The sequence below is a fragment of the Streptomyces fractus genome (assembly GCF_049844455.1).
Taxonomy (GTDB): domain Bacteria; phylum Actinomycetota; class Actinomycetes; order Streptomycetales; family Streptomycetaceae; genus Streptomyces; species Streptomyces fractus.
The window spans coordinates 8,298,456-8,322,260 of the sequence record NZ_JBMYHI010000002.1 but is presented as its reverse complement, the minus strand read 5'-3'; the positions used below and the strand labels follow the sequence as shown (position 1 = coordinate 8,322,260).

Below are 23,805 nucleotides of genomic sequence, written 5' to 3'. Positions count from 1 at the left end.
CACACACGCACTGACCCACCCCCGATCCCCAGGAGGCGTCTGCCTTGGGAGCCACCCGGATACCCCGCAGGTCCCTGCTGCGTACCGCAGGCGGTGTCACCGCCGCCGCCGCTGTCGCCGGATGCGGCAGCGGCACCAGCCGCGGCGCGTCGGGCGGGAAGTCGAGCAAGTCCCTCGTCGTCAGCAACAGCGGGGGCACGTACGGCGACGCGCTGCGGAAGGCCGTCTACGACCCGTTCTCCAAAGAGACCGGGATCTCCATCACGACGGTGAACTACCAGTCGGCGCAGATCCTCGCGCAGATCAAGCAGGGCGATCCACAGTTCGACGTCATCGACAACTCGCTGCTCGTGTATCCGAAGATGGCGCGGGCGGGGGCGCTTCACCCCCTCGACCACGACCGCCTGAAGCACGCGGGGCCCGTCCCGGACCATCTGCGCACCGAGTACGCCATCGGCAAGAACACCTGGGCGAGCCTGATGGCGTACCGCAAGGATTCGCTTGCCCGTACGCCCAGGAACTGGGCCGACTTCTGGAACACCTCGAAGTTCTCCGGTCCCCGCTCCCTGCAGAGCCTCGACGCCGACGTCCCGGAGCTGGAGTTCGCCCTGCTCGCCGACGGGGTGGCGCTCGACGAGCTGTATCCGCTCGATGTCGACCGCGCGTTCAAGGCGATGACCCGCATCCGCGGTGACGTGAAGAAGTTCTGGGACACCGGCGCCATGCCGGCCCTCCTGATCGGACGCAAGGAAGTCGCGCTGACGAGCCTGTGGAACGGCCGCGCCGACGATCTGATCAAGCAGGGTCAGCCGGTCGCCTATCAGTGGGCGGGCGCCCGGCGACACACCAACGGCTGGGCGATCCCCAAGGGCAGCGAGAAGCTCGACACCACGTACCGGCTCATCGACTACTCGTTGCGGCCCGAGGTGCAGGCCGCGCTGGCGAAGATCTTCCCGCAGGGACCCGTCGTACCCGCCGCACTCAAGCGGCTCTCCACCGGTGACCTCGAACGACTTCCCACGTCCGCGGCGCACCTCAAGACGGGCTTCGACCTCGATGTCGACTGGTGGGACAAGAATCAGGACGCCGTCGCCAAACGCTGGCAGGAGTGGGCGAATGTCTGAGTCCCTCCTCGCGCCGGGGCCCGCCACCACCGCACCCGCGACGCCGTTCCTCACCGCGTCCGCGCTGCGCAAGTCGTACGCCGGCGCCACCGTCGTCGACGATGTCGAACTGGACATCGCGGAGGGCGAGTTCGTGACCTTCCTCGGTCCCTCCGGGTCGGGCAAGACAACCACATTGATGATGATCGCCGGGTTCACGGAGCCGGACTCCGGGAGCGTCCTGGTCGGCGGCCGCGACGTGACCCGGCTCGCCCCCGGCAAGCGGGACTTCGGCTTCGTGTTCCAGCAGTACCTGCTGTTCCCACACATGACCGTCGGTCAGAACATCGCATTTCCACTGGAACTGCGGGGTGTGCCGAAGGAGGAGATACGCCGCCGGGTCGGCGAGGTCCTCGAATCCGCGGGCCTGTCCGGGCTCGCGGGACGCCGGCCCGCCGAACTGTCCGGCGGGCAGCAGCAGCGGGTCGCCCTGTGCCGGGTCCTCGTCTACCGGCCGCCCGTGGTGCTGATGGACGAGCCGCTCGGCGCGCTGGACAAGAAGCTCCGCGACCAGATGCAGACCGAGATCAAGTCACTGCAAAGGGAGTTGGGCCTCACCGTCGTCTACGTGACGCACGACCAGGAGGAGGCGCTCGTCCTCTCCGACCGGATCGCGGTCATGCGGGACGGCCGCATCGAGCAGTTCGATACCCCGCGCGAGCTCTTCGAGCACCCCCGAACCCCGTTCGTCGCGGACTTCCTCGGCGCCGCCAACTTCCTGCCCGGCACGGTCGATTCACGGGACGGCGACAGCACACGGGTGCGCCTCGACACGGGCGGCCACCTGACCACGCGCCCCCATCCGTACGCGGCCGGCCACCAGGTCCGTGCCGCCGTCCGGCCCGGCAGGCTGCTGCCGTGTCCGGCCGACGAGGGTGCGCTGACCGGAACCGTGGAGCTGGTGACGTACGTGGGCACGCTGACCCGCGTCTCCCTGCGCCCGGACGGAGCCGACCCGCACGCCCTGCCCGTGCGGATCGAGCTGTCCTCCGCGCGCCCTCCACACACCGGCGAGCGCATCGGCCTGCGCGCGGACCCCGACGACGTCACCCTCTTCGACGCGGCGGAGGCGGGATGACCATGGCCACGGTGACGTCCTTCGTGCCCCGCACGTTCCGGGCGCTCGGCGGTCGCCGCACCCGCCTCGGCCTGGCCAACGCCGCGCCGACCGTCGTCTTCCTCGCCCTCCTCTTCGTCTACCCGATCGTGGGTGTGCTCGCGCTCAGCCTGCAGGGCACGACCGGCGACTTCACCCTGCACTGGTACGCCGACGCGCTCGCGGGCGCCAATCTGTCCGTACTGCTCACCACCTTGCGGATCTCGCTGGAGAGCTCGGTGGCGAGCCTCGTCATCGGCTTCGTCCTGGCCCACGCCATCTCCCGGATGCGTCCGGTGTTCGCGGCGCTCGCGATGCTGATCGTGGTGGTCCCGCACTTCATCAGCGCGCTGGTCCGCACCTACGGCTGGATCATCCTGCTCGGCGAACACGGCCTGCTCAACGAGGTGTTGACCTCCCTGCACGTGCCGGGCGCACCGTACTCGCTGCTCTACAACGAGACCGGCGTCGTCATCGGCACCACCTCCGTGATGCTCCCGTACACGGTGCTGCTGCTCCAGGGCACGATGCGCTCGGTGGACCGGCGGCTGCTCGCCGCGGCGGCCGGGTTCGGGGCGAGCCGGTTCACCGTGTTCCGCCGGATCTATCTGCCGCTGGTCTCGCACGGCCTGGTGGCCGCGGGCCTGCTGAGCTTCATCCTCTGCCTCGGCTACTACATCACCCCGGCGTTGATGGGCGGCGAGCACCAGACCGTCGTCTCGGCCCTCATCGACCAGCAGGTCATGAAGCAGAACCAGTGGAACCAGGCCGCCGCGTTCGGCGTGATCCTTCTGCTCCTTACGTTCCTGGGGCTCGGCGTGCTGGAACTGGTGCGCAGACGCCGGGAGAGGACACTCCGTCAGTCCGTGGGGGTGACACCGTGATCGAGCTGCCTGCCACTCGCTCGGGCTCCGCCGCCCGCACCGCCGCCGCGACCGTCGTCCTCCTTTTCCTCGCGCTGCCGCTCGCCGTCATCGTCGTGACCTCGTTCGGCGCCGACGGCGTCGGGACCTTCCCGCCGAAGACACTGAGCACCCGCTGGTACGGCGAGGTGTTCGCGGCCGGCAGCGACTGGCCCACCGCGATCACGCTGAGCTGCGGGGTCGCCGCCCTGACGACCGTCTTCTCGCTCATCCTCGGAGTGACGGCGGCCACCGCCCTGACCCGCGGCACCCTGCCCCTCAGATCCGCCGTGTACGGATTGGTGCTCGCGCCGCTCCTCGTCCCCCAAGTCGTCGTGGCACTCGGCCTGTTCCTCTTCTTCAACGACCTCTCGATGGTCGGCAGCCCGATCGCCATGGCCCTCGGCCACACCGTCCTGTCCGCCCCCATCGCCGTCATGATCATGGTGTCGACGCTGCGCGGCATCGACTCCCGTCTCGAGGACGCGGCGGCGAGCCTGGGTGCGAACCGTGCCACTATCGCGCGACGCGTCACGCTCCCGCTGGCGACACCCGGACTGATCGCGGCGGCCGTGTTCTCGTTCATCACCAGCTTCGACGAGTTCTTCATCGCCCAGTTCCTGTCCACGGCCGGGACCAGGACGCTGCCCGTCGAGGTGTTCAACGCCCTGCAGTACGACATGGACCCCACCGTCACCGCGATCAGCACCGTACTCATCGCCCTCACCGCGACGGCGCTCGCGCTCGTGGCGGTGGTCCGCAAGCTGAGCGGCGGACGCCAGAAGGGCATCCTGCCGAACCCCTGACCAGCCCGTACACACCCGCCTCCGCACACCCTCACCACTCTCTGATCGGAGATCCCCCATGCGCGAGATCGTGACCTTCGACGCCTACGGCACCCTCGTCGACTTCAAGATGAGCGGCCCCACCCAGGAGCTGCTCCAGGACCGCATCGACGAAGTCGGCGTGGACGCACGGGAGTTCCTCGACAACTTCCGCGTCATGCGCTACCAGGCGGTGCTCGAGGCGTACCGCCCGTACGACGAGGTGCTGCGCTCCAGCCTGGAGAAGGCGATGCGCCTGCACGGGTTGCGCTACACCAAGGCGGACGGTGACGCCATCGTCGACATCGTGCCCACCTTCGGCCCGTTCCCGGAGGTTCCCGAGGCACTGCGCCGCCTCAAGGAGCGCTACGAGATCTGCATCATCTCCAACACCATGGACGACTACATCAAGAAGAACATCGAGCTGATCGGCGTCGACTTCGACCACGTCATCACGGCCGAGCAGGCCGGCGCCTACAAGCCCGACCGGCAGACCTTCGAGTTCGCGTACAAGAAGATGGACATCGCTCCCGCGCAGGTCATCCACTGCGCGCAGGGCTGGGAGTACGACATCATCCCGACCTACGACCTGGGCATCAAGCGCCGCGTGTGGATCAACCGGCAGTCCAACCGAGGCTCGGAGGCGTACCAGCCGTACGACGAGATGAGCGAGATGAGCGGGCTTCCCGAGCTGCTCGGCTGCTGAACCGCCCGCCGCCCCCGGACCTCCCGCGGGGCGGCGGCGCCCAACTCTTCCTCCTGGAGCCCGCGTTGACGCTGAAGCACATTCCCTTCTGGATCGACACCGCCCCCGCGTTCCCCGACCGCTCCGGCAAGCCGCTGCCCGAGGAGACCGACCTGGTCGTCGTCGGAGCGGGCCTCACCGGCCTGTCCACCGCGCTGCACGCCGCGCGCGACGGCCTGCGTGTCACCCTCGTGGAACGGGACAAAGTCGGCTCCGGCGCCTCCGGCCGCAACGGTTCCATGTGCAATCAGGGCTTCACCATCGGCGTCCGGCAGGCGATCCGCCGCTACGGTCTGGATCGCGCCAAGGAGCTGTACGACGCGTACCGGCGCGCGGTCGACACCGTCGAGGAGCTGGTGTCCGAGGAGTCGATCGACTGCGACTTCCGGCGGGTCGGGCGTCTCGGGGTCGCGGCGCGGCCCGAGCACTTCGCGCACCAGAAGGCCCAACAGCGGGACCTGGCACGGCACTTCGGGCATGAGACGCAGCTCATCGGGCCCGGCGAGCTGCGCTCGGAGATCGGCTCCGACGTCTACCACGGCGCGCTGCTGGACCCGCTGAGCGCGGTCCTGCACGTGGGCAAGTTCGTGCACGGCCTGGCGGAGGCGGCCGAGCGGGCCGGGGTGCAGATCCACGAGCGGTGCGCTGCGAGCGGCGTGCGGCGTGGCGGCGACGGGAAGTTCACGGTCCAGACGGAGCGCGGAGTGGTCCGGGCCGAGCAGGTCATGATGGCCACGGACGCGTACACCGGGAAGGCATTTCCGTGGCTGCGGCGCAAGCAGGTGTGCGTGGGCAGCTTCATCGTCGTCACCGAGCCTCTCGGTGAGAGCCTCGCCCAGAAGTTGATCCCGCGCGGCCGGCTCATCGTCGACACCAAGAACATCGGCCACTACTACCGGCTGACCCCCGACAACCGCCTCCTGTTCGGCGGCCGGGCCCGCTTCGCGCCCTCCGATCCCACCAACGACAAGAAGAGCGGCGCCATCCTGCTGCGCGACATGCGCACGGTCTTCCCGCAACTGGGCGCCACGAAGGTCGAGTACCTGTGGGGCGGCAGCGTCGGCTTCGCGATGGACCGCATCCCGCACGCGGGACGCACCGAGGACGGCATCCATTACTCCATGGGGTACGCGGGGCACGGCGTCCAGATGGCCACGTACATGGGGAAGGTGATGGCTCAGGTCATGGCGGGCCGCCCGGAGGCGAGCCCGGTGCGTGGCCTCCCGGCGCCGCGCATCCCGCTCTACAACGGCACGGCCTGGTTCCTGCCGTTCGCCGGCGCCTTCTACCGCACGCTCGACCGTGTGCGCTGACACCACCTCCTCCCGAACGGACCACGAGGCAACCACCATGACCGCGATCCATCCCCGGGGCCGCCTGGTCGTCCTCCACGGCAGCACGCTCCCGCCCGCCACGGAACGCATCGAGCAACTCGCGGAGACCGTCTACTCCACCGAGGACGAGCTGCCCTACCTCCTGCCCGGCGCGGACGCCCTGTTCGCGTGGATCACGCTCACGCCCGCCCTGCGCAAGGCGTGGCCGGACGACCCGGATCTGGCGCCGCGCTGGGTGCACGCGGCGTCGGCGGGCGTCGACCCCTTCCTCTTCCCGGCCCTGACCACGAACCCTGACCTCACCCTCACCAACTCCCGCGGCGTGTACGAGCGCCCGATCGCCGAGTACGTCCTGAGCCTCGTCCTCGCCCTCGCGAAGGACCTGCCGGGCACCCTGGAACACCAGCGCCGCCGCGAGTGGCGCCCGCGCGACAGCGACACCGTCACCGGCCGCACCGCCCTGGTGTGGGGCACGGGCCCCATCGGCCGGGCCGTCGCCCGACTCCTCTCGGCGGTCGGCATGCGTGTCACGGGGGCCGGCCGCACCGCCCGCCCTACCGACCCGGACTTCGGCTCCGTGCACGGACCGGCCACCCTGCGCGGCGCGCTCGCGGAAGCGGACTACGTGGTGCTGGCCGCGCCGCTGACCGACCAGACGCGGGGCATGGTCGACACGGCGGCGCTGCGCGCGATGAAGCCGGGCGCGCGCCTGGTGAACGTGGGCCGCGGCGCCCTGGTCGACGAGCAGGCCCTGACGTCCCACCTGGCAGAGGGCCGCCTGGCGGGCGCGGCTCTGGATGTCTTCGCCGAGGAACCGCTCCCCCGTACGTCGCCCCTGTGGGACATGCCGGGCGTCATCGTCTCGCCGCACACCGCGGGCGAGTCCACCGGCCACCGCGAGGCCCTGGCCGACCTCTTCCTCGACAACCTGAGGCGACGCGTCGAGGGGAGGCCGCTGCGGAACGTGGTCCCGCTCACTCCTTGAACGTGGGCCCCGGGGAACGTCCGGAGGCCGGGAGTCACACCGGATTCGCCGGACGTGTAGTGTCGGCGTCTCATTCTGAGCTCGCCCCGCTCGTCTACAGCGGTGGCGGCTTCTTCGACATCTCGCAGACGGCGCCCCTTCCGTGGTGACTCGCGTCCGCCCCCGCACCCCACGTTCTTGGAGCACGCCATGACTCATGACGCACAGGGCCCACCTGTCTACGGCAGCGCCGTCACCAAGGTCGAGCCGTTCGGTGTCGACCACATCCCCGACAGTGAGCGGCACGGCAAGCCGAGTTCGCAGTTCTTCGTGTGGTTCGCGGCCGGGCTGAACTTCCCGGTCATCCTGCTCGGCTTCAGCGCCGCGTGGTTCGGGCTCAGCTTCACCACCGCCGCCGCCGCGATCGTCGTCGGCGCAGGCGTCGGCGCCGTCCTGATGGCCATCATGTCGCGCATGGGCGTCCGCCTCGGTGTGCCGCAGCAGATCCAGGCGAGGGGGCCGCTGGGCTTCTTCGGCAACTTCGTGCCCGTCGCCTACATCAACGTGTTCTCCGGTGTGGGCTGGGCGGCCGTCACGGTCATCCTCGGCGGCAAGGCCTTCGCCGAGCTGAGCCACCTGCCGTACTGGCTGTGCGCCCTGCTGCTCACCGCGATCGAGCTCGTCGTGGCCATCTTCGGCTACAACATGATCAATTTCCTGCAGCGGGCGCTGACGTACGTCCTCACTCCGCTGTTCGTACTGATCACGGTCGTGGCGGTGGTCCGCGGCGGCAGCCTCTTCGAGGCGAATCCGCACGCGGACGGCTACGTCGGCGCGGCCGGTGGCTCGATCACCCTCGGTGGCTGGTTCCTCGCGTTCCTGGTGGCGTGGATGCCCTTCGCCTCCGACTACTCGCGCTACCTGCCCGACACCGCGAAGGTCGTGCGGCAGACCACCTGGTACACCGCCTTCGGCAACTTCCTCACCATCGCCTGGCTCGGCATCCTCGGTGTCGTGGTCGGCGCCTCCGCCTCCAGCTCGGACACCATCACCGCCCTGCACGAGCTGATGGGCCCGTTCGCCGTCCCCGCGCTCGTCGCCGTGGGCCTGTCCGCGCTGGCCCAGAACTTCCTCAACGTCTACGGCGGCGCGATCTCCGTCCAGACCCTCAAGGTCCCCGTCACCCGCACCCAGGCGGTCGCCGGGATCTGCGTCCTCGCCTATGGCATCAGCCTGTGGGGCGCCTCCGGCACGGAGGACAAGTTCAAGGTCTTCCTCAACCTGACCGCGTACTTCATCGCGCCGTTCGCCGCCGTGCTGCTGATCGACTTCTACCTGGGCGGGCGCAGTGACCCCCGCAGGATCGCCGAGCTCTACGACCGCTCCCGGGTCGTCGACTGGGGCCTGGTGGCCTGGGCGGCCGGCGTGGTGGCGTCCGTGCCCTTCTGGGTGTCCGACATCTACACCGGGGCCTTCGCCTCGGCCCACCCGGGAGCCGGCGACCTGAGCATGCTCGTCGCCGCGGGTGTCGCGGTCATCGTGTACCTGTTCACTTACCGGCTGAAGCCGCTGTGGCGACGCCCGAGCGCCGCCGTCGCCGCGGCCTCTCCGGACGCCGGGGTCGAGCAACTGGCGGAGCCCGTGCCGGACTTGATCGGTCGCGGCTGACGGCGGGACGCCGCGGCGGGTGTGTCCGCCGCGGTGGCGGGTACGACACTTCCCGTGCAGGATGTCGCAGAAGCGGCGGAAGAGCGAGGAGTGCCGGAAGTGATTCGAAAACTGCAGGCGGTCGCACTGGACTGTGCCGACCCCGTACAGCTCGCCGAGTTCTACGCGGAGCTGCTCGGCGGCCGGGTGGTCCTGGACCCCGAGGACCCCGACTGGGTCGACGTGGTGGGGTTCGAGGGGACACGCCTGGCGTTCCAGCGGGTGGACGGGTACCGGCCGCCGCAGTGGCCGGGCCAGGAGCGCCCGCAGCAGATCCACCTCGACTTCGACGTGGACGACCTCGAGGCGGACGAGAAGCGGGTGCTCGCCCTCGGCGCGACCGTCCTGGAGCGGACGGACCAGCTCCACCCGGACACCAACTGGCGGGTCTACGCGGACCCGGCGGGCCACCCGTTCTGCCTCTGCCTGCACTGAGCCCGGGACGGGAACGGGGACGGGAACGGCGGGCGGCCCACGGGCAGCCTGGAGACGAAACCGGCGGGCCGTGCCGCCCCGGCTCAGCCGGTCGGCGCGGCCCGCTCCAGGTCGTCGACGCTCCCCGACATGATGTCCCGTACGTGCTCGGTGATGTGCTCCAACGGCCAGTCCCACCACGCCACTTGGAGCAGCCGCTCGATGTCGGCGTCGCTGTACCGGCGGCGGATGACGCGGGCCGGGTTGCCGCCGACGATGCCGTAGTCGGGGACGTCGTCGACGACCACGGCCCCGGAGGCGATCACCGCCCCGTGCCCGATGCGGACGCCGGGCATCACCATCGCGCCGTAGCCGAACCACACGTCGTTGCCGACCACGGTGTCGCCCCGCCCCGGCAGCCCGGTGATGAGGTCGAAGTGCTCGGCCCAGGACCCGCCCATGATGGGGAACGGGAACGTGGAGGGGCCGTCCATGCGGTGGTTGGCGCCGTTCATGATGAACCGCACGCCCTCCCCCAGCGCGCAGAACTTCCCGATGATCAGCTTCTCCGGACCGTAGTGGTACAGCACATTGCGGGTCTCGAAGGCGGTCGGGTCGTCCGGGTCGTCGTAGTACGAGAACGCGCCGACCTCGATGAGCGGCGACTTGACCAGGGGTTTCAGGAGGACGACCCGAGGCTGTTCCGGCATCGGGTGCAACGCGGTCGGGTCGGCGGGAACGCTCGGTGTCACCGGTCGGCCTCTCTCGTACACGTGGGGCCGGCCCGAGCGGCCGACCACCCATTGACAGGACATTTGAACAAGGACGATCGTACTCGGGCCAGAGCGCGTCAGTAGCGGAGCGAAGGGACGCCAGCCGAGATGCCGTTCGATGTGTTGACCATGGGCCGCGTGGGGGTGGACGTGTATCCGCTCCAGACCGGCGTAGGGCTTGCGGAGGTCTCGACGTTCGGGAAGTACCTCGGCGGCAGCCCGACGAACGTCGCGGTCGCCGCGGCCCGTTACGGACGGCGCACGTCGGTGATCACCAAGACCGGCGATGACCCCTTCGGCGAGTTCGTGCGAACTGCCTTGGCGGGCTACGGCGTTGACGCCTCGTTCGTCGGCACCTCCGGCATCGCGCCGACACCGGTGACGTTCTGCGAGATCTTCCCGCCGGACGATTTCCCGCTGTACTTCTACCGCTTGCCCAAGGCGCCGGACCTGGACATCCGACCCGACGACCTCGACCTCGACGCGGTGGCGTCGGCGCGGATCTTCTGGATGACGGGGACCGGGCTGTGCGAGGAGCCCTCGCGGTCGGCGACGCTGGCGGCGCTCCAGCACCGGGACAAGCGGGGGACGACGGTCTTCGACCTGGACTGGCGGCCCATGTTCTGGAAGGACACGGCCCGGAAAGACACGGCCTCGAAGGACACCGCTCAGGCGCGCGCGTACTACCGCGAGGCGCTCGCCCACACCACGGTCGCCGTCGGCAATCTCGACGAGTGCGAGATCGCGACCGGCGAGCGGGAGCCGTACGCGGCGGCAACGGCCCTGCTGGAGGCGGGCGTTGAGCTGGCCGTCGTGAAGCAGGGCCCCAAGGGCGTGCTCGCCATGGACCGCGGCGGCGCGGTCGCCGAGCTGCCGCCGGTGCCGGTCGACGTCGTCAACGGGCTCGGCGCGGGCGACGCGTTCGGCGGGGCGCTGTGCCACGGGCTGCTCTCGGGCTGGGACGTGGCGCGGACGGTGTCGTTCGCCAACGCCGCGGGCGCGCTGGTGGCCGGCCGACTCGCCTGCTCGGACGCCATGCCCACCGCTGCCGAGGTCGAGGAGAAGCTCCGCGAGGTGAGCGGCGATGTCTGAGGAGAAGAACGTGCGCATAGGTGTCATCGGGGCCGGCTGGATCGGCCAGGAACACATCCGACGGCTCACCGACGTGATCGTCGGGGCCCGGGTCACCGCGGTCACCGACATCGACGCGGAGCGCGCCGCCGAGGCCGCGCGGTACCCCGGCGCGAAGGTGTACGCCGACGGTGCCTCACTGATCGCCTCCGAGGACGTCGACGCGGTGCTCGTCACGTCGTGGGGGCCGACCCATGCCGAGCACGTCCTGAACGCCATCGCCGTGGGCAAGCCCGTGTTCTGCGAGAAGCCGCTCGCGACCACGCCCGAGGACTGCCTGAAGATCGTCGAGGCGGAGCGGGCGCACGGCGCGCGGCTCGTCCAGGTCGGCTTCATGCGCCGCTTCGACCAGGGCTACCGGCAGCTCAAGGAGGTCATCGACGCGGGCCGGATCGGCACCCCGCTGATGGTGCACTGCGCGCACCGCAACGCCTCGTCCCCGGCCTCGTACACCTCCGACATGGCCGCGCTCGACACGGCCGTGCACGAGATCGACGTGCTGCGCTGGCTCCTGGACGACGAGATCGTCTCCACCCAGGTGATCATCCCGCGCTCGACGACACACAAGCACCCGCACCTCACCGACCCCCAGTTCATGCTCTTCGAGACGGCGGGCGGCGTCCGTATCGACCTGGAGGTCTTCGTCAACTGCCGTTACGGCTACGACATCCAGTGCGAGGCGGTCGGCGAGGACGGGCTCGTGCGGCTGCCCGACCCGGCGGCGGTCGGCGTGCGCACGGCGGGCGCGCACAGCACGGCGATCCTGCCGGACTGGACGGGCCGGTTCGCCGACGCCTTCGACACCGAGTTCCGCGAGTGGGTCGCGAACCTCACGGCGGGCAGGGCGCCGACGGGGCCCTCCGCCTGGAACGGCTACGCGGCCACCGTCATCACCGGCGCCACCGTCGAGTCCCGCACCTCGGGCCGGGTCGTCACCACGGGCATCCCGAAGCGCCCCGACTTCTACGCGGGCGACGACCGGCGGTGACGGTCACATCCCGACGGCCAGCGTCGCCACGACCGGCACCAGATACAGCACCGGGAACGCGACCGTCTTGTAGGACCGCGCCCGCAGCACGGTGATCACCGCCCCGACGAAGTACAGGACCAGGCCGATCGCCGCGGCGACGCCGACGGCCGGCACGGGGAGACCGACCAACAGGCCTGCCGCGCCGAGGAGTTTGGCCGCGGCGAGCCGGGGCCACCAGGTGTCGGGGATCCCGTAGGAGACGAGCGGTTCCACGACGAACGCGGCCCGGCGCAGCAGCGAGACGCCGGAGAAGCCGACCCACAGGGCCGTCAGGACGGTGACGATGACGACGGTGACGGACATACGGGCGTCCTCCTTCAGGAGGTGAGGAATGATGAAACGCGGAGGTGACAGGGGCGGCCGTCCCGGGCCAAGGGTCCTCGCCGCCGGCCGAAGCATCAACGGCCGCCTCGGCAACGAGCGATAATCCCCGCGTTAACGATGGGGAGGGGACGCAGGGGTGGAACTGCGGGACATCGAGATCATCCTGACGCTCGCCGACGAGCTGCACTTCGGCCGGACCGCCGAGCGGCTGCACATCTCGGCGGCCAGGGTCAGCCAGGCGGTCAAGGCGCAGGAGCGGCGCATCGGCGCGCCGCTTTTCGAGCGGACCAGCCGGACGGTGCGGCTCACACCGATCGGACGGCGCCTCGCCGATGGCCTGCGGCGGGGACAGGACGCCATCAACGCCGCGATCGCGGAGGCCACCGCCGCCGCCCGCGGTGTCTCCGGCACGCTCGGGCTCGGGGTGATGGGCGCGCTCGGCCACGAACTGCGCGCCTGCATCGGGCACTTCCGCAAGCTGTACCCGGACTGCGAGGTGCGGCTGCGGGAGGTCCACTTCAGCGATCCGTACGGGCCGCTGCGCCGCGGCGAGGTCGACATGCTGGTGCTGTGGCTGCCGGTCGAGGAGCCCGATCTGACCGTGGGCCCCGTGGTATTCACGGAGGGCCGGGTGCTCGCGGTGTGGGCGGGGCACGAGCTGTCCGGGCACGCCGACGTCTCCATGGAGGACCTGGCCGGCCGCACCGTCCTCGACGTCGGCCCGGAGGTGCCGCGGGACTGGGGCGAGGCCATGGTGCCCACCCGTACGCCCAGCGGGCGCGCGGTCCCGCGCGGCCCCCGCGTCCGCACCTTCCACGAGGTCCTCACCCAGGTCGCCGCCCGCGCCGCGATCAGCCCGCTCAACGAGCACGTCCTGCGCTACTACCGCCACCCCGGCGTGGAGTTCCTGCCCGTCCGGGACGCGCCCACGACCGAGTGGGCGCTGGTGTGGCGCACCACCGACGAGACCTCGCGGCACCGGGCGTTCGCGGAGGCGGCGCGGGCGTTTGCCCCGCCGGAGACGGGGCAGGCACCACGGCCAACGGATGTTGCTTGAACTCACACCTTTGGGCAGGCCGAAGAGAACAGAGGTTCACGTGTCAGTCAGGCTCGAGGCCGCGCACCTGTACAAGGTGTTCGGCAGGCGACAGGAAGAGGCGGTCGAGCGGCTCCGCACCGGGACCGACCGCGAGGAGCTGCGCTCCGAAGGCACCACGGCGGGCGTGATCGACGCCTCCTTCTCGGTGGAATCCGGCAAGATCTTTGTCGTCATGGGGCTGTCGGGGTCGGGCAAGTCGACGCTGCTGCGCATGCTCAACGGCCTGTCGGAGCCGACGTCCGGACACGTGGAGTTCGACGGCGAGGACCTGACCGCGCTGCCCGCCAAGGAGCTGCGGGAGGTCCGCTCCCGCAAGATCAGCATGGTCTTCCAGCACTTCGCGCTGTTCCCGCACCGCAGCGTGCTCGAGAACGCGGCCTACGGCCTCGCGGTGCAGGGTGTCCCGCGTGCGGAGCGCGAGCGGCGGGCCGCCGAGGCCCTCGAACTGACCGGGCTCAAGGGCTGGGAGAAGTCCTTCCCCGACGAGCTGTCTGGCGGCATGCAGCAGCGCGTGGGCCTCGCGCGTGCGCTGGCCACGGACGCGGACCTGCTGCTGATGGACGAGTCGTTCAGCGCGCTGGACCCGCTGATCCGGCGGGACATGCAGGACCAGCTGCTCGTCCTCCAGAGGAAGCTCAAGAAGACCATCGTCTTCATCACGCACGACCTCAACGAGGCCATGCGGCTGGGCGACCGCATCGCCGTCATGCGCGACGGCCGCATCGTGCAGAACGGCACGCCCGAAGACATCCTGGTCCGCCCGGCGGACGACTACGTCGCCAACTTCATCCAGGACGTGGACCGTTCGCGGGTCCTGACCGCGGGCGCCATCATGGAGTCCCCCGACACCGTGCGCGCGAGCCCGGGCCGCGCGGACCTCACCGACACCGAGCTGCTCGCGCGGGCCTGCGCCCGTGTCGGCCCCGACACTCCGCTCGCCGACCTGTTCGCGCCGTGCGCACAGCGGTCCGCGGAGCCCGTCGCCGTCGTCGAGGACGAGGTGCTGACCGGGGTGGTGAGCCAGGAGCGGCTGCTGGCGGTGCTCGGTGAGGGGGCGGACGTCAGGGTCAGCGGACCTTCTTGATGGGGATCACCACCAGCGCGCCCACCACGCAGATCGCCGCCGCCACGTGCAGCATCGTCGCGTAGCTGTCACCGCCGACCGTGGTGACGAGGAAGCCCGCGAGGCCCGGGGCGAGGGCCTGGGGGCCCGCGTTGGCGACGTTGAAGACGCCGAGGTCCTTCGCCGCGTTGTCCGGGTCCGGCAGCACGTCCATGACCAGTGCGATGTCGACGCCGATGTACATGCCGTAACCGAGGCCGAGCACCAACTCAGCCCAGTAGAAGGCACCTACGGATTCCACGTGCACCAGCATGTACGTGCCGATACCGAAGAGCAGGGTGGCGCCCCCGACGAACGCCTTGCGGCGGCCCGTCTTGTCCGACAGCCAGCCGGCGGACTGCGAGGCGACCATCAGGGCGACGGTGTAGACGAGTACGCCGGTGGCCATCGCGCCGGTGGCCTCGCTCACGGACAGGTCGAGCTGATGCTCCAGATACATCAGCCGGAACGTGGTGAACATGAACGACGCCAGGATCATCATGAACCGTGACGCGAACGCCCAGGCGAAGTCCGGGTGTTGACGGGGACTCACCCAGAACGTCTTCACCGCGGTACGCAGGCCGCCGTCGGTCCGCGGGCGTTCCCGCAGCGGGACGTCCGGGAGCATCACGGCGTACAGGACCATCGCGGCGAGGCCGACGAGGCCCGGCACCATGAACAGCAACAGCATGTCGCTGCCGAGGAGTTGACCCGCGTACGCGGCGCCAAGCACGCCCGCGTTCTGCATCAGGCCGACCAGTCCGGAGACCTTGCCGCGCTGGCGGGTGGGCACTTGGTCGGCGATCGAGGCCAGGTACGCGGCGAGCGCGGCGTTGGCGAAGATCTGGGCGAACAGCCAGGCCACCGCGACAGTGGCCACGTTGGGGGCCACGGCGATCACCAGTAGGCAGCAGGTGAGCCCGGCCGCGCCGGTCACCAGCCAGGGCCGGCGGCGCCCGAACCGGCCCGTGGTCATGTCGCTGATCCGGCCGAAGACCGGGTTGGCGAGGAAGGCGCCGGCCGCGCCGATGGACGACACGGTGGCCAGGGCGGTGACCGCGTCGCCGTCCGCGGTGAGGGTCTGCAACTTCAGGGTGAGGCTGACGTAGACCGGCGTGAGGAGCGCGAAGTACAGGCCGGCCTGGGCGATCGCGAGGAAGACGACGAGCCGGGGCGAGGCCTTGCGAGTGGGGGGAGGGATGGCCGCGGTGACGGATGGGGTGTCACCTGCGGGGTCGGTTCTTGTCGGGTCGTATTCTGCCGAGTCGGGGCGGTGCGGGGTGGATCCCATGGTTCGCCTCCTTGCGAGCCTGGGGGGTGGGGGGAGTTGTTGCGCCGCGGCGGGGTTGCGGTCACGGGGCGCTGCCCCGGACCCCGCTGCTCAATCGCCGCAGGGGCTTGATGTGGCTACAGGGACTTGGGGCCAGCCGCTCCTCACCCGCGCGAGCCGCGTGATGTGGCCACACAGGCTCGAAGTCGGCCGCTTCTCAAGCGCGCGAGGTGCTTGATGTGGCCACCGGGGCTTGAGGTGACCGTTTCTCAAGCGCTCGAGCCGCTTGATGTGGTCACACAAGCTCGAAGTCGGCCGCTCCTCAAACGCTCGAGCCGCGTGATGTGGCCACCGGGGCTTGAGGTGACCGTCTCTCAAGCGCTCGAGGTGATCGGCCTGTTGTCAGTTGCTGGACGTGCCCAGGTTCAGTAGTGCGTCCCTGTTGCGGGCCAGGAGGTCGAAGCGGTCGAGGTCTGTTGTGTCGATTTCGGCGATGTGCCAGGCCAAGGTGGGGCCGCCCGCCTTGATAGCCGCGGGGACGTCGACGTCGCCGGTGCCGATCGGGGTCTGCGGCTCCTGGCGTACCGCCTTGCCGTCCTTCAGGTGCGCGGCCACCACGCGGCCGTCGAGGGCGCGGAGGACGGCCGTCGGGTCCTGGCCCGCGACGGTCGCCCAGTAGACGTCGAGTTCGGCGAGGACCTGCGGGTCGGCCAGTTCCCAGAAGACGTCGTAGCCGGCGCGGCCGTCGGGCAGCGTCGTCCACTCCAGCTCGTGGTTGTGGTAGCCGAGGCGGATGCCGTGACCGGCCAGTTCGGTGGCGGCCTCCCCGACGCGGGCGGCGAACCGGGTCAGGGTGTCCAGGTCGCCGAACACCTGGTGGTCGAAGCCCTCGACGAGGCCCGGGATCGGGATGAACACGGTGTCGGTGCCGAGGATGCGGCACTCCTCGGCGAGGGTGGCGAGGCCCTCGGCGGCGATCGAGGCGTGCAGGGAGCAGACGCTCAGGCCCGCCGCGTCCAGGTCCGCACGGAGCGCACGCGCCTTGGCCAGGCGCTCCTCGGCGGGGGTGCGCCAGTCGCCGAAGCCGAAGGGCTCGACGTACCGGTAGCCGAGGTCGGCGAGGCGGGCGAGGGTGCCGGGGCGGTCCTGGTCCAGGTCCTCGCGGAGGCTGAAGAGTTGGACGGCCAGGGTGCCGGTCGGCTCAGGGGTGGAAGTCATGGTGGGTCGGTCCTCCGGGTGTCAGTCGACGATCAGCGGGCGGAGTGTGCTGTGGGCGATGTCGAGGCCCTGGATCACCTTCTGCGGGGTGCCGCCCCACACGGGGTCCTCGTGCTCGACGGAGAGGGTGCCGGTGAAGCCGTGCTCGTAGAGGCGGTCGAGCACCGTGCCCCAGTCGACCTGGCCGCGCCCGGGGACGCGGTAGCGCCACCAGCCCATGTCCCAGGGGTTCTTCGTACGGTCACGGGCAGGACCGAAGTGCCCGTAGCGCTGCCGGTCGTGCGGACGCAGCTCGACGTCCTTGGCCTGGGCGTGCACGATCCGGTCCGCGTACGGCGCGATGGTCTCCACCGGGTCGATGCCGATCCAGGTGAGGTGGGAGGGGTCCCAGTTGAGGTAGAGGCCCAGGTCGAACATCCACTCCCACAGCTCCGGGGAGTAGGCGAGGTTGCCGGGGTAGCCGTCGGGGTGCCAGCCCTCCATCACGCAGTTCTCGATGATGAGCTTCACGCCGCGCTCCCCCGCGTACTCCACGAACCCGGGGAAGATCCGCTCGGCCTCGGCGAGGTTCTCGGCGACCGGCTTCGTCCAGTCCCGGCCGATGAACGTGCCGACGTACGGGATGCCGAGGCGCTGCGCGGTGTCGATGGCGTGCTTGAGGTGGGTGCCGTAGGCGGCGCGCTGCTCGGGGTCGGGGTGGAGGTGGTTCTCGTAGTAGGCGAGCGCGGAGATCTCCAGGCCATGGCGGTCGAGGAGGGCGCGGGTGCGCTCCTCGTCCTCGCCCGTGAAGGTGGCCACGGGCAGGTGCGCGGCCTCGAAGTCGCGGCCTCCCGTTCCGGGCCAGACGGCGACTTCGAGGGCCTGGTAGCCACGGCCGGCGGCGTATTCGGCGATCTTGTCGAGGTCCCAGGAGGGCAGGCAGGCGGTGAGCATGCCGAGCTTGATCCGGCTCGAATTCAATCCACGTTCACTCATGGTCAGTTCACCTTTGTCCAGGCGCCGTTGGCGGATGAGGTCAGGAAGGCGTCGACGAGACGGGCCGAGCGCAGGCCGTCGGCGAAGATCGGGAGCCCTTCGGGGGTCTCGCCGGTGGTGACGGCCGCGTACACGTCGGCGACGAACGCGGCGAAGCAGTCGACGTAGCCCTGCGGGTGGCCGGGCGGTACGACGTTGAGGCGCTGCTGCTCGGGCGAGGTGTGTCCGGCGCCGCGGTGCAGGATCCGGGAGGAGTCCTCGCCGCCGAGCCAGAGGGTGTCCGGGTTCTCCTGGTCGAAGACGGCGCTGCCGGCCGATCCGTCGAGCTCGAACCAGAGGCGGTTCTTGCGGCCCGCGGAGACCTGGGACACCACGGTCGAGGCGAGCGCCCCGCTCTCGGTGCGCAGCAGCAGCGCGGCGGCGTCCTCGGTGGCGACGGTGGAGCGCTCCCCCGAACTCGTCGCCCCGGAGAAGGACTTGGCGCCGGCCACCGGCCGCTCGGGCACGGTGACCGTACGGTGCGCGGTCAGTTCCGTGAAGCGTTCGCCGGTGACCCACTCGACGAGGTCGCACCAGTGCGAGCCGATGTCGGCGAAGGCCCGGGAGTCCCCTCCGGCTCCCGGGTCCACGCGCCAGCCGGAGGCGTCCGGGTCGAGCATCCAGTCCTGGAGGTAACTGCCGTGCAGCAGATGCCAGTTGCCGAACTCTCCGGTGCGGGCGCGGGCGCGCAGTTCCCGTACGAGGGGGTGGTAGCGGTACACGAACGGCACGGCGGCGACGGTCCCGGCACGGTCGGCCGCGCGCGCCAGGCGTTCGGCGTCGGCCACGGAGGTCGCGAGGGGCTTCTCGCACACCACGTGCTTCCCCGCCGCGAGGGCACGCTCGGCGTACGCGGCGTGGGTGCGGTTGGGGGTGCAGATGTGCACGACGTCGACGTCCGCGTCCGCGAGGAGGTCGTCGAAGTCCCCGTAGGCGGCGACGGGTTGGCCGGGCGCCGACCACTCGGCGGCGACCTCCACCGACCGCTCAGGGGTGGAGGCGAGCACGCCGGTCAGCCGGCCTCCCGCGGTGCGCACCGAGCGGCGGTGCACCTCGGCGATCATGCCCGCGCCGACGATCGCGGAGCGGACCGTCCCGGAGCGGAGCTGCACGGCCTTCGGGTCAGGGGTTGGTGGTGCGGGCGGGGCCATCGCGGCCGCCCTCCTTTCGACGTCGACACATGACGCACATGACACGCATGGCGCCGTGCACACCGTCGGCAGAGGTAACTCGTCCCGGTCATGAACGTAGGACATGCAATTTGGCCCTGACAAGCGAAAGTTACTGCATCTTGAGAGTCATAAATGGTGAGCGGGGCGTACGGTGTGCAGCCATGTCCACCTCTGCCTCCGTCCGAGCCCGTCTGTCCGTCCCCACGCTGCGGTTCCGGGACGGCGGCGGGCTGCTGTACTCCACGCTGGCCCGGCTGATCGCGTCCGGCATCGCCGTGCACCGCGGTGACCTGGTGGAACGTGCCGGGCTCGCCCGCTCGACCGTCACCCGCCACCTGGACGCCCTGATCGAGGCCGGGGTCGTGGTCGAGGACGGCGGCGTCGCGCGCGCCGGACGCGGCCGGCCGCCGCAGCTCCTCTCGCTCAACCCGCGGGCGGGCCTCGTCGCCGCGGCGGACATCGGGGCGCGCGACGCCCGCCTCGCCGTCGCCGACCTGTCGCAGAACCCGCTGGCCACCGGCCATATAGCCGTCGATCTGGCGCAGGGTCCCGAGGCGGTGCTCGGCGAGGTGGAGGCGGCCCTGCGCGAGCTGCTCGCCTCGGCGGCCGAGGGGAGTGTCCCGCTGTGCGCGGTGGCGGTCGGCCTGCCGGGCCCCGTCGATCATGCCGCCGGGGCGCCGGTCCGGCCGCCGATCATGCCGGGCTGGGACGGGTACCCCGTCGGCGACGCGCTCGCGGAGCGCTTCGGCTGCGCGGTGCTCGTCGACAACGACGTGAACCTGATGGCGCTGGGCGAGGCCCGCAGCCTGCCCGAGGACCAGCTCCCGCTGCTGTTCGTGAAGGTGTCGACCGGCATCGGCGGCGGCCTGGTGTCGGCGGACGGCGAACTGCACCGCGGCGCGGACGGCGCGGCGGGCGACATCGGGCACCTTCCCGTCACCTCCGGTGGCGCGTCCGAGGTGGTCTGCCGGTGCGGGAAGAGCGGCTGCGTGGAGGCGGTGGCCTCGGCGGCGGTGATGATCCGCCACCTCAACGCGGGCCGGGAGGCGTCCAGTTCGCGGCTCGGCGGCACCGGCGACCTGGCGCGCCTCGTGGCCCACGGCGACCCGGAGGCGCTGCGTGTCGTGCGCGCAGGAGCCGAGCGGATCGGCGAGGTGGTGGCCCTCCTGCTGCACGTCTTCAACCCGGCCCGCGTGGTCCTCGGAGGCGCTCTGGCGGGCGCGGGCGACGAACTGCTCGCCGGGGTGCGCTCGGTGGTCTACCGCCAGGCACTCCCCCTGGCCACCCGCAGGCTCGTCCTCGAACCGAGCACCCTCGCCGACCGGGCCGGACGCGTCGGCGCCACGGTCCTCGCGGTGGAACATGTGCTGTCACCGGACGGGGTGGTGGACTTGATGGAACGCAGACTGGGACGGGAGGCGCACGGCACGGCCGGCGTCATGAGTTGACGCGCACACCCTTGACATCCCCCGACCCCGGTGTTTGATTGACGCAAGATCGTGCACTTCCCGGCGGAGGTCTCGTCCCCCGAACCCAACCCGCCCGAAGGGAAGCCATCCCGCATGAGCCGCAGCGTCAACGTCGGCATACTCGGCACCGGTTCGATCTTCCGTGCCTACGCCGCCGGCATCGCCACCCTCCCCGAGCTGACCGTCACACGCGTCGCCGACGTGGACCTGGACCGGGCCCGCACGGCCGCGGCCGAGTTCGGCATCCCGGCCGCCGGCACCACCGAGGAGCTGCTGGCCGACGACGACGTGGAGATCGTCGTCAACATCACCCCGCCCGCCGTGCACGCGCCCCTCAACGAGGCGGCCCTGCGCGCCGGGAAGCACGTCTACACGGAGAAGCCGCTGGCCGCGACCACCGAGCTGGCGCGCGCCAACCTGGTGACCGCGACCGAGACGGGCCGCACGCTGGGCGGCGCCCCCGACACGTTCCTCGGCACCGCCGGGCAGACCGCGCGTGCCGCGATCGACGACGGCCTGATCGGCACGCCGTTCGCCGCGACCAGCTTCGTACGCTCCAGCCGGGTGCAGGCGTGGCACCCGAGCCCCGGCTTCTTCTTCCAGGCCGGCGGCGGGCCCGTCCTCGACTGGGGTCCATACCATGTGGCCGCCCTGGTCCACCTGTTGGGCCCGGTGCGGGACGTCATGGGCGCGAACGCGATGGCCGAGAAGGAGCTGGCGGTGACGGCGCCCGAGCGCACCGTCGCGTCGGTGCCGGTGGAGGTACCCACGCACGCCACGTCCATCCTCCGCTTCGACTCGGGGGTGCTCGCGACGGTGATGTACTCCTTCGACGTGTGGGACACCGAGCTGCCGCACCTGGAGATCTACGGCACCGGCGGCACGCTCTCCCTGCCCGACCCCAACACGTTCGACCGCCCGGTGCGCATCAAGCGCCGCGGGGACACCGAGTGGAGCGAACTCCCCGCGGTGACCGAGGCGAAGGCGCCCGCCACGGGGCCCTTCCGCGGGCTGGGCGTCCTCGATCTGGCCCGGCACCTCGACGGCGGTCCGCACCGCGCGTCCGGCGAGTTCGCCTTCCACGTACTGGATGTGCTGGAGCGGATCGCTCTCGCGTCGCCGGAGTCGGGCGCGCTCACGGTGCGTTCGTCCGTGAAGCGGCCGGCCCCGCTGGACCGGCCCTGAGGAACTGTCGCTCTACGGGTAGAAGTGTGTGAGCGACTCCGCCACACACGCGGGCTTCTCGGAGCCCTCAAGGTCGAAGGTGAACGCCCGCGTCATCTGCACGCCGCCCCGCGCGACCTCCGTCACGTCACCGACGGAGGCATGCAGGCGTACGCGGCTGCCGACGGGCACGGGGGCCGGGTAACGGACGCGGTTGACGCCGTAGTTGAGCGCCCGGCCCACGCCCTTCACCTGGAGCAGTTCGGCGAACATCGGGATGCCCCAGCTGAGGACCATGTAGCCGTGAGCGATGGTGCGTCCGTACGGCCCGGCGGCGGCGCGTTCGACGTCGGTGTGGATCCACTGGTGGTCCCCGGAGACGTACGCGTACGCGTCGATGAGCTCCTGGGTGATCTCCTTCCAGTCGGAGTGCCCGAGGTCGCGTCCGGCGAGGGCGAGGATCTCCGGGATGCCGTTGACGGTCAGCGGCATGGTCAGACTCCGTTCGTGGTTGCGGTCACCGTGCGCCGCACCGGGCCCGGATCGGTGGCCAGTTCGTCGTGGTTGGGGCGCTTGAGCAGGAGCAGCATGCAGCCCAGGGTGAGGGCGACCTGGAACAGGGCGTAGGCGATGACCGCGGTGATGGACCCCGTCCGGTTCAGCAGGAACTGGCCGATGATCGGGGTCGTGCCGCCCAGCAGCGTGCCGCACAGTTGGTAGCACAGGGAGATGCCGGTGTAGCGCAGGTGGGCGGGGAAGCGGCTGGCGAGCATGCCGGCGAGGGCCGCGTAGTACAGGCAGTGCGGGATGGTGGCGACGGCGACGCCGAGCATCGCGAGGCCGTAGTTGTTGGTGCTGATGAGCAGGAACATCACCGGCAGCAGGACCAGTTCGGGCACCAGCATGACGGTGACCGCGCGGGCCCAGCTCTTCATCCTGGTGGCGAGGACGGCGCCGAAGGGCTGGACGACGACCTGCGTGATGTTGGCGACGAGGATGATCGTCAGGAAGGTGCTGCGGTCGAAGTCGAGCGACGTGGTGGCCCAGGACAGGGCGAACGTCGACTTGAAGTACGTCGCGGACAGGCCGATGGTGCAGGCGCCGATGCCGAGGGCGATCAGGCCGGGGTGGCTGCGCAGCACCTCGGTGAGCGGAAGCTTGACGACTTCCTTCTTCTCGATGAGCTTGGCCATGGCCGGGGACTCGGCGACCTTGAGCCGGACCAGCAGACCGACGAGGACGAGGACGGCGGAGGCGAGGAACGGCACCCGCCAGCCCCAGGACACGAAGGCGTCGTCGGGCAGCTGACTGATCGCCAGGAAGCTGAGCGTGGCGAGGGTGTTGCCGACGGGCGAGCCCTGCTGGGCGAACGCCCCGTACAGCACCGACTTGCCCTTGGGCGCGCTCTCGGAGGCGATGAGGACGGAGCCGCCCCATTCGCCGCCGAGGCCGATGCCCTGGATCATGCGGATGCACACCAGCAGGATCGGCGCGGCGACGCCGATCGAGGCGTAGCTCGGCAGCAGGCCGATCGCGGTGGTGGAAAGGCCCATCATCAGCAGCGTGATGACGAGGGTCTTCTTGCGGCCCAGGCGGTCGCCGAAGTGACCGAAGACGATGCCGCCGATGGGGCGGGCGAGGAAGCCGACCCAGAAGGTGGCGAAGGCGACCAACGTGCCAATGGCGCCTTCGAGTTCGGGGAAGAAAGCCTTGTCGAAGGCGAGCGCAGCCGCGGTGCCGTAGATGTAGAAGTCGAACCACTCGATGGTGGAGCCGACGAAGGCACCGAATCCTGCTCTGTTGGCGGCTCTGGTCTCCGCACGCGAGGTGGCGGTGGACGCACTCATGGTTCGCTCCGTGAACGTCATTGATCAAGCGGATGGGGACGGG

The 23,805-nt window shown here is 70.6% G+C and carries 23 protein-coding genes; 15 read left to right on the top strand and 8 right to left on the bottom strand.

What is annotated here, in order from left to right; all coding sequences use genetic code 11:
- The first annotated feature begins 44 nt into the window (after window positions 1–44).
- The 9 genes from ACP4E5_RS39855 (at window position 45) to ACP4E5_RS39815 (ending at window position 9,170) form a co-directional block, all read left to right on the top strand.
- Window positions 45–1,124 carry an ABC transporter substrate-binding protein gene (locus ACP4E5_RS39855; protein WP_425838101.1) on the top strand — a complete coding sequence of 360 codons (1,080 nt, stop codon included), beginning with the start codon at window positions 45–47 and terminating at the stop codon, window positions 1,122–1,124.
- Entirely contained in the window at window positions 1,117–2,241 is a 1,125-nt protein-coding gene (locus ACP4E5_RS39850; protein WP_425838098.1) for an ABC transporter ATP-binding protein, read from the top strand. Before ACP4E5_RS39855 ends, ACP4E5_RS39850 begins: the two co-directional genes overlap by 8 nt.
- Complete coding sequence (locus ACP4E5_RS39845) at window positions 2,238–3,143, top strand: ABC transporter permease (RefSeq protein WP_425838096.1); 906 nt, start codon at window positions 2,238–2,240, stop codon at window positions 3,141–3,143. The genes ACP4E5_RS39850 and ACP4E5_RS39845 overlap by 4 nt, the downstream gene beginning before the upstream one ends.
- Complete coding sequence (locus ACP4E5_RS39840) at window positions 3,140–3,967, top strand: ABC transporter permease (protein ID WP_425838093.1); 828 nt, start codon at window positions 3,140–3,142, stop codon at window positions 3,965–3,967. Before ACP4E5_RS39845 ends, ACP4E5_RS39840 begins: the two co-directional genes overlap by 4 nt.
- A 58-nt stretch (window positions 3,968–4,025) precedes the next feature.
- Window positions 4,026–4,691, top strand: a complete 666-nt coding sequence (locus ACP4E5_RS39835) for a haloacid dehalogenase type II (protein WP_425838091.1) — start codon at window positions 4,026–4,028, stop codon at window positions 4,689–4,691.
- A gap of 71 nt (window positions 4,692–4,762) precedes the next feature.
- The gene (locus ACP4E5_RS39830) at window positions 4,763–6,043 is read left to right on the top strand and encodes an NAD(P)/FAD-dependent oxidoreductase (protein WP_425841997.1); all 1,281 of its coding nucleotides are present in this window, start codon (window positions 4,763–4,765) and stop codon (window positions 6,041–6,043) included.
- 37 nt (window positions 6,044–6,080) lie between these two features.
- Window positions 6,081–7,049: a D-2-hydroxyacid dehydrogenase gene (locus ACP4E5_RS39825; protein ID WP_425838088.1), complete on the top strand. Its 969-nt coding sequence runs from the start codon at window positions 6,081–6,083 to the stop codon at window positions 7,047–7,049.
- A 189-nt stretch (window positions 7,050–7,238) separates the two neighbouring features.
- Entirely contained in the window at window positions 7,239–8,696 is a 1,458-nt protein-coding gene (locus tag ACP4E5_RS39820; RefSeq protein ID WP_425838085.1) for a purine-cytosine permease family protein, read from the top strand.
- A 99-nt stretch (window positions 8,697–8,795) separates the two neighbouring features.
- Window positions 8,796–9,170, top strand: a complete 375-nt coding sequence (locus tag ACP4E5_RS39815; RefSeq protein ID WP_425838082.1) for a VOC family protein — start codon at window positions 8,796–8,798, stop codon at window positions 9,168–9,170.
- A gap of 83 nt (window positions 9,171–9,253) precedes the next feature.
- Here ACP4E5_RS39815 and ACP4E5_RS39810 read toward each other — a convergent pair whose 3' ends face one another.
- Window positions 9,254–9,859 carry a CatB-related O-acetyltransferase gene (locus ACP4E5_RS39810; protein ID WP_425841995.1) on the bottom strand — a complete coding sequence of 202 codons (606 nt, stop codon included), beginning with the start codon at window positions 9,857–9,859 and terminating at the stop codon, window positions 9,254–9,256.
- A 171-nt stretch (window positions 9,860–10,030) separates the two neighbouring features.
- On the opposite strand from ACP4E5_RS39810, the gene iolC reads away from it, so the two are divergent.
- Window positions 10,031–11,014, top strand: a complete 984-nt coding sequence (iolC, locus tag ACP4E5_RS39805) for a 5-dehydro-2-deoxygluconokinase (protein ID WP_425838079.1) — start codon at window positions 10,031–10,033, stop codon at window positions 11,012–11,014.
- A complete protein-coding gene (locus ACP4E5_RS39800; protein ID WP_425838076.1) occupies window positions 11,007–12,041 on the top strand; it encodes a Gfo/Idh/MocA family protein in 1,035 nt (344 codons plus the stop codon). The genes iolC and ACP4E5_RS39800 overlap by 8 nt, the downstream gene beginning before the upstream one ends.
- 3 nt (window positions 12,042–12,044) lie before the next feature.
- On the opposite strand, the gene ACP4E5_RS39795 is transcribed toward ACP4E5_RS39800, so the two are convergent.
- Complete coding sequence (locus ACP4E5_RS39795; RefSeq protein ID WP_425838073.1) at window positions 12,045–12,386, bottom strand: DoxX family protein; 342 nt, start codon at window positions 12,384–12,386, stop codon at window positions 12,045–12,047.
- A 157-nt stretch (window positions 12,387–12,543) separates the two neighbouring features.
- On the opposite strand from ACP4E5_RS39795, the gene ACP4E5_RS39790 reads away from it, so the two are divergent.
- Both ACP4E5_RS39790 and ACP4E5_RS39785 read left to right on the top strand, forming a co-directional pair.
- Window positions 12,544–13,464, top strand: coding sequence for a LysR family transcriptional regulator (locus tag ACP4E5_RS39790; protein WP_425838070.1), 921 nt, complete (start codon window positions 12,544–12,546; stop codon window positions 13,462–13,464).
- Between the two features lie 40 nt (window positions 13,465–13,504).
- The gene (locus tag ACP4E5_RS39785) at window positions 13,505–14,590 is read left to right on the top strand and encodes a quaternary amine ABC transporter ATP-binding protein (RefSeq protein WP_425838067.1); all 1,086 of its coding nucleotides are present in this window, start codon (window positions 13,505–13,507) and stop codon (window positions 14,588–14,590) included.
- Here ACP4E5_RS39785 and ACP4E5_RS39780 read toward each other — a convergent pair.
- From ACP4E5_RS39780 to ACP4E5_RS39765, 4 genes are all read right to left on the bottom strand, one after another.
- Window positions 14,574–15,899, bottom strand: coding sequence for an MFS transporter (locus ACP4E5_RS39780; RefSeq protein WP_425838064.1), 1,326 nt, complete (start codon window positions 15,897–15,899; stop codon window positions 14,574–14,576). The two genes, ACP4E5_RS39785 and ACP4E5_RS39780, sit on opposite strands and share 17 nt — an antisense overlap.
- Before the next feature lie 381 nt (window positions 15,900–16,280).
- A complete protein-coding gene (locus tag ACP4E5_RS39775) occupies window positions 16,281–17,096 on the bottom strand; it encodes a sugar phosphate isomerase/epimerase family protein (protein ID WP_425838060.1) in 816 nt (271 codons plus the stop codon).
- 21 nt (window positions 17,097–17,117) lie between these two features.
- Window positions 17,118–18,071: a sugar phosphate isomerase/epimerase family protein gene (locus tag ACP4E5_RS39770; protein ID WP_425838057.1), complete on the bottom strand. Its 954-nt coding sequence runs from the start codon at window positions 18,069–18,071 to the stop codon at window positions 17,118–17,120.
- A gap of 2 nt (window positions 18,072–18,073) precedes the next feature.
- On the bottom strand, window positions 18,074–19,261 hold the full coding sequence (locus ACP4E5_RS39765; RefSeq protein ID WP_425838054.1) for a Gfo/Idh/MocA family protein: 1,188 nt from the start codon (window positions 19,259–19,261) through the stop codon (window positions 18,074–18,076).
- A 182-nt stretch (window positions 19,262–19,443) separates the two neighbouring features.
- Here ACP4E5_RS39765 and ACP4E5_RS39760 point away from each other — a divergent pair, with 182 nt between their 5' ends.
- Together ACP4E5_RS39760 and ACP4E5_RS39755 are read left to right on the top strand one after the other, a co-directional pair.
- Window positions 19,444–20,730, top strand: a complete 1,287-nt coding sequence (locus ACP4E5_RS39760) for an ROK family protein (protein ID WP_425838051.1) — start codon at window positions 19,444–19,446, stop codon at window positions 20,728–20,730.
- Between the two features lie 114 nt (window positions 20,731–20,844).
- Window positions 20,845–21,936 carry a Gfo/Idh/MocA family protein gene (locus ACP4E5_RS39755; protein ID WP_425838048.1) on the top strand — a complete coding sequence of 364 codons (1,092 nt, stop codon included), beginning with the start codon at window positions 20,845–20,847 and terminating at the stop codon, window positions 21,934–21,936.
- A 12-nt stretch (window positions 21,937–21,948) separates the two neighbouring features.
- Here ACP4E5_RS39755 and ACP4E5_RS39750 read toward each other — a convergent pair whose 3' ends face one another.
- The gene (locus ACP4E5_RS39750) at window positions 21,949–22,407 is read right to left on the bottom strand and encodes a MaoC family dehydratase (RefSeq protein WP_425838045.1); all 459 of its coding nucleotides are present in this window, start codon (window positions 22,405–22,407) and stop codon (window positions 21,949–21,951) included.
- A gap of 2 nt (window positions 22,408–22,409) precedes the next feature.
- On the bottom strand, window positions 22,410–23,762 hold the full coding sequence (locus tag ACP4E5_RS39745; RefSeq protein WP_425838042.1) for an MFS transporter: 1,353 nt from the start codon (window positions 23,760–23,762) through the stop codon (window positions 22,410–22,412).
- Window positions 23,763–23,805 lie beyond the last annotated feature (43 nt).

Coding starts and splice junctions, on each gene's coding strand:
- ACP4E5_RS39850 (WP_425838098.1), top strand. CDS start 1,117: ATGTCTGAGTCCCTCCTCGCGCCGGGGCCCGCCACCACCGCACCCGCG.
- ACP4E5_RS39845 (WP_425838096.1), top strand. CDS start 2,238: ATGACCATGGCCACGGTGACGTCCTTCGTGCCCCGCACGTTCCGGGCG.
- ACP4E5_RS39835 (WP_425838091.1), top strand. CDS start 4,026: ATGCGCGAGATCGTGACCTTCGACGCCTACGGCACCCTCGTCGACTTC.
- ACP4E5_RS39825 (WP_425838088.1), top strand. CDS start 6,081: ATGACCGCGATCCATCCCCGGGGCCGCCTGGTCGTCCTCCACGGCAGC.
- ACP4E5_RS39820 (WP_425838085.1), top strand. CDS start 7,239: ATGACTCATGACGCACAGGGCCCACCTGTCTACGGCAGCGCCGTCACC.
- ACP4E5_RS39810 (WP_425841995.1), bottom strand. CDS start 9,859: ATGCCGGAACAGCCTCGGGTCGTCCTCCTGAAACCCCTGGTCAAGTCG.
- iolC (WP_425838079.1), top strand. CDS start 10,031: ATGCCGTTCGATGTGTTGACCATGGGCCGCGTGGGGGTGGACGTGTAT.
- ACP4E5_RS39800 (WP_425838076.1), top strand. CDS start 11,007: ATGTCTGAGGAGAAGAACGTGCGCATAGGTGTCATCGGGGCCGGCTGG.
- ACP4E5_RS39795 (WP_425838073.1), bottom strand. CDS start 12,386: ATGTCCGTCACCGTCGTCATCGTCACCGTCCTGACGGCCCTGTGGGTC.
- ACP4E5_RS39780 (WP_425838064.1), bottom strand. CDS start 15,899: ATGGGATCCACCCCGCACCGCCCCGACTCGGCAGAATACGACCCGACA.
- ACP4E5_RS39775 (WP_425838060.1), bottom strand. CDS start 17,096: ATGACTTCCACCCCTGAGCCGACCGGCACCCTGGCCGTCCAACTCTTC.
- ACP4E5_RS39770 (WP_425838057.1), bottom strand. CDS start 18,071: ATGAGTGAACGTGGATTGAATTCGAGCCGGATCAAGCTCGGCATGCTC.
- ACP4E5_RS39765 (WP_425838054.1), bottom strand. CDS start 19,261: ATGGCCCCGCCCGCACCACCAACCCCTGACCCGAAGGCCGTGCAGCTC.
- ACP4E5_RS39760 (WP_425838051.1), top strand. CDS start 19,444: ATGTCCACCTCTGCCTCCGTCCGAGCCCGTCTGTCCGTCCCCACGCTG.
- ACP4E5_RS39755 (WP_425838048.1), top strand. CDS start 20,845: ATGAGCCGCAGCGTCAACGTCGGCATACTCGGCACCGGTTCGATCTTC.
- ACP4E5_RS39750 (WP_425838045.1), bottom strand. CDS start 22,407: ATGCCGCTGACCGTCAACGGCATCCCGGAGATCCTCGCCCTCGCCGGA.
- ACP4E5_RS39745 (WP_425838042.1), bottom strand. CDS start 23,762: ATGAGTGCGTCCACCGCCACCTCGCGTGCGGAGACCAGAGCCGCCAAC.